The sequence below is a fragment of the Lysobacter sp. GQ73 genome, from assembly GCF_059758755.1.
Genome location: NZ_JCAXEE010000015.1, coordinates 1 through 8,787 on the forward strand (window position 1 = coordinate 1; position 8,787 = coordinate 8,787).

General features: G+C 71.0%; 3 protein-coding genes. All 3 read right to left on the reverse strand.

Going from position 1 to position 8,787, the window contains the following annotated elements; all coding sequences use genetic code 11:
• Positions 1 to 5,091 (reverse strand): amino acid adenylation domain-containing protein (locus AC6CH2_RS22415; RefSeq protein WP_498271148.1); only part of this gene is annotated, 5,091 nt, incomplete at its 3' end.
• Positions 5,088 to 8,474, reverse strand: coding sequence for an amino acid adenylation domain-containing protein (locus AC6CH2_RS22420; RefSeq protein ID WP_498271149.1), 3,387 nt, complete (start codon positions 8,472 to 8,474; stop codon positions 5,088 to 5,090). The genes AC6CH2_RS22420 and AC6CH2_RS22415, both read right to left, overlap by 4 nt.
• On the reverse strand, positions 8,464 to 8,787 hold a 324-nt coding region (locus AC6CH2_RS22425), incomplete at its 5' end, for a phosphopantetheine-binding protein (protein WP_498271150.1). The genes AC6CH2_RS22420 and AC6CH2_RS22425, both read right to left, overlap by 11 nt.

Here is an 8,787-nt window from a genome sequence, read left to right on the forward strand (position 1 = left end):
ACGATGCGCGACTTGGTTAGCGCGGCGGTTGAGCTCGGCGTAGCTCAGCACCTCGTCTTCGACCAACAGCGCTTCGGCGTCCGGCTTCGATGCCGCTTGCGCCTCGAACAACGCATGGATGGTGCGGTCGTGCACCGCATCCGCGCGCAGATCATTGAACTCGCGCAGCACCTGCTCGCGTTCCGACAGCGGCAGGATCGGCAGCGCCTGCAGCGGCGTCTCGCCGCCGCTTTCGAGCGCGCCGACCAGGGACTCCATCGCGGTCTGCATGTAGCGGACCACGCGCGGGCCGTCGATGCCGGCTACCGACAGCAAGGTCAGGCCGAAGCCTTCGCCGCGGTCTTCCACCGACAGGGTCAGCGGGTAGTTGTTGCGGGCGTCGCCGCCGATCAGTCGCATGCCGTCCCAGGCCGCATCGGCGTCGCCGCGGTCGGCCTGGCGCAGCTCGCGCCGGTTGCGGTAGTTGAGCAAGGCGGTGAACAGCGGCAGCGGCGGCGCGATCGCGCTGCATTGCTGGGCCAGCGCCAGCGAGGCCTGTTCGCGTTCCAGCAGCTCGCCGAGGAAGGCGTAAGTCTCGCGCACCGCCTGGCCGACGCCGCGCTCGGCCAGGCCGACCCGCACCGGCAAGGTGTTGAGGAACATGCCGACCACTTGGTCGGCGCCTTCCGAACCTTGCATACGGCCCGACAGCACCGTGCCGAACACCACGTCGTCGCGTCCGCTGCACTGGCCGAGCACGCGCGCCCAGGCCAGGTGGAACAGCACCGACGGGGTCACGCCCCAGCGGCGCGCGGTGTCGCGCACGCGCACGGCGAAGGCGTCGGCGAACTCGACCCGCGACTCGTTGGCGCGGGCGCCGTCGACCTGCACGTCGAGCACGCCGAACGGCGCGGTCGGCTCGTCGACGTCGCCGAAGCGCTCGCGGAACCAGGCCTCGTGGCGCTGTTCCGGCGCCGCCACGGTGCGGGCGATGAAGTTGCGGTAGGGCATCGGCGCCGGCAGCGCGTCGCCCTGCCCCTGCAGCAGCAGCTCGGCTTCCCTGAGCATCAGCTGCTTGGAGTAGTTGTCCTCGACGATGTGGTGGGTCAGCAGAGCCAGCAGCCACTCGCCGGATTCGGCGTCGAAAGCGATCTGCGCCGCCATCACCGGCGCGCGGCTGAGCTCGAGGCGGATCCGGTTGGGGTCGCTGCGGGCCAGCAACTGCGGCAACGCCGCCTCGCCCGCGACCAACTGCAGTTCGCCGACCGGCAGCGGCGCGCGCCGCTGCACCACCTGCACCGGCTGCGGCAGACCGTCCCAGTGCACGGCGCTGCGCAGGATGTCGTGGCGGTCGATCACCTGCTGCAAGGCGGCGAGGAAACGGTCCAGGCGCTCGCGGCCGTCGAAGGCCACCACCGAGCGCAACAGATACGTGTCGCCCTGGCTCTGGTTTTCGAGCAGGTGGTGGAACAGGATGCCCTTCTGCAGCGGCGCCAGCGGGTAGATGTCCTGGACGTTGCCGACGCCGCCCGGGACCGCGGCGACGATCGCGTCGATCTGGGCCTGTTCCAGCGCGACCAGCGGCAACAGCTCCGGGGTGATGGCGACGGTGTCGGCCGTGATGGGGTTCGCCGGCACCTCGGCCTCGCCGGGCGCGTTCGCGCGGTCGGCGCGCGCGGCCAGCGCGCTCAAGATCGGCGCGGCGAACACGCTGCGCACGTCGACCGAGAGGCCGTGCTGGCGCAGGCGCTCGATCAGGCCGATCAACAGCAGCGAATGGCCGCCGAGTTCGAAGAAGTGGTCGTGGCGGCCGACCCGCTCCAGGCCGAGCAGGTCCTGCCAGACCTGGGCGATGACGCGCTCGGTTTCGCCCTGCGGCGCGTCGAAACCGCGGCTCGACACCGAGGCCTGGTCCGGCGCCGGCAAGGCCTTGCGGTCGAGCTTGCCGTTGGCGGTCAGCGGCAGCGCCTGCAGGCGCACGAATGCGCTCGGGATCATGTATTCGGCCAGCTCGCGCGCCAGCGCTTCGCGCAACCCCGCCGCACTCGGCTCGGCCCCGTCGGCGGCGACGAAGTAGGCGACCAGGCGCTTGTCGCCCGGAACGTCCTCGCGCGCGATCACCACCGCCTCGGCGATGCCGGCGCAGGCGGCCAGCTTGGCTTCGATTTCGCCGAGCTCGATGCGGAAGCCGCGGATCTTGACCTGGAAGTCGTTGCGGCCGAGGTATTCCAGATCGCCGTCGGGCAGCCAGCGGCCGAGGTCGCCGGTCTTGTACAGGCGCGCCTGCGGCGAGGCCGAGAACGGGTCGCGCAGGAAGCGTTCGGCGCTGAGCTCGGCGCGGTTGAGATAGCCGCGGGCGACGCCGTCGCCGCCGACGTAGAGTTCGCCGGCCACGCCGGCCGGCACCGGTTCTAGACGTTCGTCGAGCACGTACAGCTGCAGGTCCGGGATCGCGCAGCCGATCACGCTGCCGCGCGCCTGGCGCACGTCGTCGGCGCGGATGCGCCGGTAACTCGCGTGCACGGTGATCTCGGTGATGCCGTACATGTTGATCAGCTGGGTGCGTTCGCAGTCGTTGCGCTCGATCCACGGCGCCAGGGTGTGCAGCTCCAGCGCTTCGCCGCCGAAGATCACCGCGCGCAAGGCATGCGCCCGGTCGCTGCGGGCCTGCGCCGCGATCAGCGCGCGGAACGCGCTCGGGGTCTGGTTGAGCACGGTGACGCCCTGGTCGGCCAGCAAGTCGTAGAACTCGTCCGGCGTGCGCGCGCACAGCTCCGGCACCACCACCAGGCGGCCGCCGTGGAACAGCGCGCCCCAGATTTCCCAGACCGAGAAGTCGAAGGCGAAGGAATGGAACAGGGTCCAGACGTCGTCGCGGCCGAACTCGAACCAGGGCCGGGTCGCCGCGAACAGGCGCACCACGTGGCGGTGCTCGACCATCACGCCCTTGGGCTGGCCGGTCGAACCGGAGGTATAGATGACATACGCCAGGTGCTCGGGGCGCACCGCGACCGCCGGGGCGTGGCCAGGGTGGCCGGCGAGCGAGCCGTCGTCGAGCACCAGCAGGGGCGCGCCGATGTCGCCGAGCAAGGGCAGCTCGTCGCGCAGGGCGGCCGAGGTCAGCACCGCCGCCGGTGCGCTGTCGGCGAGCATGTAGCTCAGGCGCTCGCCCGGATACACCGGGTCGAGCGGCACGTAGCCGGCGCCGGCCTTGAGGATGCCGAGCACGCCGACCAGCAGATCGAAACCGCGGCCGATGCAGATCGCGACGCGGTCGTCGGCGCGCACGCCGAGTTCGAGCAGGCGGTGCGCGACCTGGTTGGCGCGGCGGTCGAGTTCGCCGTAGCTCAGTTCGGCGCCGTCGAGGCTCACCGCGATGGCGTGCGGGTCGCGCGCCGCCTGCGTTTCGAACAGACCGTGGATGCTGTCCTCGCTGCGGTAATCGGCGCGCGCGGCGCCGAAGCCGCCGAGCAGTTGCGCCCGCTCGGCCGCCGGCAACACCGGCAGGCCGCGCAGCGCGCGCTGCGGCTGGTGCGCGAGCGCATCGACCAGGGCGCGCACCGCGGTTTCCAGGTAGCCCATCAGGCGCGCGCCGTCGATGCCCGGCACCGCGAGGGTCGACAAGCCGAAGCCCTGGCCTCGGTCGTTGACCGACATGGTCAGCGGATAGTTGGTGCGGTCGTCGCCGCCGATGCGGCGCATGCCGGCCCAGACCCGCGCCGTGTCTTCCGACTCGGCGGCGCTTTCGTGGTGGCTGTGGCGGTAGTTGAGCAACGTGGTGAACAACGGCGTCGGTGCGCGCACGCCGCTGCAGCGCTGGGCCAGCGCCAGCGATGCCTGTTCGTGCGCGAGCAGCTCGCCGAGGGCGCGATAAGTGTCGCGCACCGCCTCGGCGACCTCGACCTGAGCCAGGCTCACCCGGATCGGCAAGGTGTTGATGAACATGCCGACCACGTTCTCGGCGACGTCGGCGCCCTGCAGGCGGCCCGACAGCACGGTGCCGAACACGACCTCGTCGCGGCCGCAGCATTGGCCGAGCACTTGCGCCCAGGCCACATGGAACAGCACCGCCGGAGTCACGCCGTGGCTGCGCGCGGCTTCGCGGATCGCCGCGGCCAGCGCGCCGTCGAATTCGATCCGCGCCTCGGCGACCGCGGCGCCGTCGCCCTGCACGTCGAGCACGCCGAACGGCGCGGTGGCCTCGTCGATGTGGCCGAGTTGGGCGCGGAAGTAAGTCTCGTGCTCGGCCTCGCCCACGGCGCGGGTGCGGGCGATGAAGTTGCGGTACGGCAACGGCGCCGGCAACGAGGCGCCCTGCCCCTGCAGCAGCAGATGGATCTCGCCGAGGATCAGCTCCATGGTCACGTGGTCGCAGACCATGTGGTGATTGAGCAGGGCCAGCAGCCACTCGCCGCTGTCGGCGTCGAACACGATCTGCGCAGCGAGGTTCGGCGCGCGTTGCAGGTCGATGCGGTGACGGCGCGGGTCGCTGCGCCGCATCAGGCAGTCCATCGCGGTTTCGCCGGCCTCCGGGATCAGTTCGGTCAGCGGCAAAGGCGCGCGCCGGTGCACGACTTGCACCGGCTGGGTCAAGCCCTGCCAACGCACCGCGCTGCGCAGGATGTCGTGTCGGTCGATCACCGCCTGCAGCGCGCCGAGGAAGGCATCGAGACGTTCGCGCGCCTCGAACGCCACGATCGACCGCAGCAGATAGGTGTCGCCGCCGTCCTCGCCTTCGAGCAGGTGATGGAACAGGATGCCTTCCTGCAACGGCGCCAGCGGATAGATGTCCTGGATGTTGCCGACCCCGCCGGGCACCGCGGCGACGATCGCGTCGATCTGCGCCTGGCTCAGTTGCACCAGCGGCAGCATGGCGGGAGTGATTTGGGGAGCGATCTGCGCCGGCGCCGGTTCGACGCCGCGGCCGCCGCCGACCAGGTCGACGCCATCCTCGGCCGCCATCGCCAGCAACGCCGGCTTGTGCAGCTTCAGCTGCGCCAGCAGCTCCGCGTCCATCACGCCGCGCGGCGCGCGGATCGACAACTCGCCTTGCTTGACCAGCACGGCGACATCGAGCTCGCGCAATCGGGCCAGCAGTTCCTGGAGACTCATACTTGGAATTCCTCGGTGTCCGCATCGGCAACGGATGCGGCGAATGCGTCGGGGATCAGATTGGCCGGCACCTGATAGGCATCGGCGGCCGCGCCGGCGACCGGCACCAGGCGCTGCGCGAGTTCGCTCAGGCTCGGCGCGGTGAACACTGCGCCGATGTCGGCCTGGTAGCCGCGCTGGCGCAGGCGCTCGATCAGCACCATCGCCAGCAGCGAGTGGCCGCCCAGGGCGAAGAACTGGTCGTGGCGGCCGGCCCGCTCGATCCCGAGCAGGCCTTGCCAGACTTCGGCGACAGCGAGTTCGGCTTCGCCCTGCGGCGCTTCATAGGCGCGCGCGGCCAGCGCCGAGGCGTCCGGCGACGGCAGCGCGCGTCGGTCGAGCTTGCCGTTCGCGGTCAGCGGCCAGGCCTCGACCGCGACGAAGGCGCTCGGCAGCATGTACTCGGCCAGCTCGCGCGCGAGCGCTTCGCGTAGTTCACCCGGCTGCGGCGCAGCGCCGCTTTCGGCCAGAACGTAAGCGACCAGACGTTGGTCGCCCGGTGTGTCTTCGCGGGCGATCACGATCGCCTCGGCGACGCCTGCGCAGGCGGCGAGCCGGGTCTCGATCTCGCCGAGTTCGATGCGGAAGCCGCGAATCTTGACCTGGAAATCGTTGCGGCCCAGGTATTCCAGGTCGCCGTCCGGGCGCCAGCGCGCGAGGTCGCCGGTGCGGTACATGCGCGCGCCGGCGGCCCCCGCGAACGGGTCGTCGAGGAAACGCTCGGCGCTCAGCTCGGGGCGGCCGAGGTAGCCGCGCGCGACCTGCACGCCGCCGATGTGCACCTCGCCGGCGACGCCGACCGGCACCGGCGCGCCGAGGCGGTCGAGCAGGTAGATGCGGGTGTTGGCGATGGGCCGGCCGATCGGCACCGCGTCGGCGCCGGACGGCACTTCGTTCGCGTCGCTGAGGTAGATGGTGCAGCCGACCACGGTCTCGGTCGGGCCGTATTCGTTGACGACCCGCGCCGTCGGCAGCACGCGCTCGCGGAAGCGCTGCAGGCCGCGGCGGGTCAGCTGCTCGCCGCCGACCACCAGCACGTGCGCGGTCTGCGAGGCCGCGGCCGCGGACAGGTTGGACAGGGCATCCAGATGCGCCGGAGTCAGCTTGAACAGCCACGGCTGCGCTCGGCCGGCATAGTCGAGCAACTGGCCCAGGCAGACCTGCGCCTCCTCGGCCAGCAGCACCACCGGCTTGCCGGCGAGCCAGGGCGTCAGCAAAGTGGTGACGGTGGCGTCGAAGCCGAACGGCGTCGCGACCAGCGCGCCCTGCACCGCCTCGCCCAGGTATTCGCGCCGCGCATGCTCGAGATAATTCACCAGACCCTGGTGATGGACCATCACGCCCTTGGGGCGCCCGGTCGAACCCGAGGTGTAGATGACGTAAGCGAGGTGCGCTGGAGTCAAGGCCGCGATCTGCGGCGCCTGCCCGTCGCCGTCCGACCATTGGCTGTCGTCGAGCGCAAGCAGGCTCGCCGACGGCGACAAGGCCTCGACGCGGCCGCGCAAGGCCGGCGACGCGAGCACCGCGACCGGCGCGCTGTCGCCGATCATGTAGGCCAGGCGTTCGTCGGGATAACCCGGTTCCAGCGGCACGTAACCCGCGCCGGCCTTGAGCGTGGCCAGCAGGCCGATCGCCATCGCCGCGCTGCGTTCGCTGCAGATCGCCACGCGGTCGTCGGGCTTGACCCCGAGCGCGATCAAACGATGCGCCAGGCGATTGGCGCGGCGGTCGAGTTCAGCGTAGCTGAGCCGGGCCTCGCCGCAGATCAGTGCGACCGCCTCGGGCGTGCGCGCCGCCTGCGCCGCGAACAGCTCGTGAGCGCAGCGGTCCTGCGAATAAGCCGTGGCGGTGTCGTTGCAGGCCTGCAACAGGCGGTGGCGCTCGGCCGCATCGAGCAGGGGCAGGCGCGCGACCGCGGCGCCGTCGTCGGCGGTCATCGCTTCGAGCAGGCTCAACAGATGCCCGGCGTAGCGCTGCATGGTGGCGCGGTCGAACAGGTCGGTGGCGTAGGCGAAGCTGGCTTCGAGCGCCTCGCCGGTGTCGTTGACCGCCAGCTCCAGGTCGAAATGCGCGGTCTGACGCGGCGTATCGATCGCCGACAGCTCCAGCCCGGGCAGGCGCAGCACGCCGCTGCCGGCGGTGTTGTTGAACGCCAGCATGGTCTGGAAGATCGGGCTGTGGCTGAGCGAGCGCTGCGGCTGCAGCGCCTCGACCACCTGCTCGAACGGCAGGTCCTGGTGGGCATAGGCGTCGAGCGTGGTCGCCTTGATCCTTCGCAGCAGCTCGGCCGTGCTCGGCTCGCCTTGCAGGTCGACGCGCAGCGCCACGGTGTTGAGGAACAGGCCGATCAGCGGTTCGAGCTCGCTGCGGCGGCGGTTGGCGACCGAGGTGCCGACGACGACTTCGTCCTGGCCGCTCAGGCGCGACAACAGCGCGGCCCAGGCCGCCAGCAGGGTCATGAACAAGGTGGTGCCGTGGCGCTGCGACAGCGACCGCAGCGCCACGGTCAAGGCCGGCGGGAACTGCAGGTCGAAACGGTCGCCGGCATAGCTCTGCGCCGCCGGCCGCGGCCGGTCGCTCGGCAGTTCCAGCAAGGCCGGCGCGCCGCTCAGGCGCTCGCGCCAGAACTCGATCTCCTGCTGCAGGGTTTCGCCCTGCAGCCATTGCCGCTGCCAGGCGGCGTAGTCGGCGTACTGGATCGCCAGCGGCGGCAGCGGGTCGTCCTGGCCCTGGCTGAAGGCGGTGTACAGCGCGGTCACTTCCTTGACCAGCACGCCGAGCGACCAACCGTCGGAAACGATGTGGTGCTGGGTGACCAGCAGCACGTGCTCGTCGTCGGCCAGGCGCAACAGGCGGCCACGCACCAGCGGGCCGGTGGCGAGGTCGAACAGGGCATGCGCCTCGGCCAGGCCGCGCTCGGCCACCGCCGCTTCGCGCGCGTCGGCCGGCAAGGCGCTCAGGTCTTCCTCGATCAGGTCGAAGCCTCGCTCGGCTGGGTCGATCACCTGCGCCGGGGTGCCGTCGACGGCGACGAACCGGGTGCGCAGGTTTTCGTGGCGCACCACCAGGCGGTCGAGGGTGGCCTTGAGCGCCTCGCGGTCGAGGCGTCCGCGCAGGCGCAGCGCCACCGGCATGTGATAGGCGGCGCTGGCGGCGTGGTCGAGGCGATCGAGGAACCACATGCGCTGCTGCGCCCACGACAACGGCAGGATCGCAGCGCGGTCGGCGCGTTGCATCGGCGGCGTCGCCGCGGTCTCGCGGCGCGCGCCTTCGCGCTTGCGCAACTGCTGCAGGGCCACCGCGCGGCGCAGTTGCTCCAGCTTGCGGCTTTGATCATCGTTCATCGACGGCGTCCTCAGACAACAGGGCCAACAACTCGCTTTCGCTCAGTTCGCCGAGCGACTGCTCGATATCGGCGACATCGCTCTGCGCGAAGGATTCGATCTGCGCCGACACCACCAGCCCGGCGAGAAAGGACAGGGTCGGCTGCTCGAACAGGGTGCGCAGCGGAATCTCGACCTCGAAGCGCTCGCGCACCCGGATCGCCAACTGCATGATCAGCAGCGAATGGCCGCCGAGTTCGAAGAAGTGGTCGTGGCGGCCGACCCGCTCGATGCCCAGCAGGTCCTGCCAGATCGTCGCCAGGGTTTGCTCGAC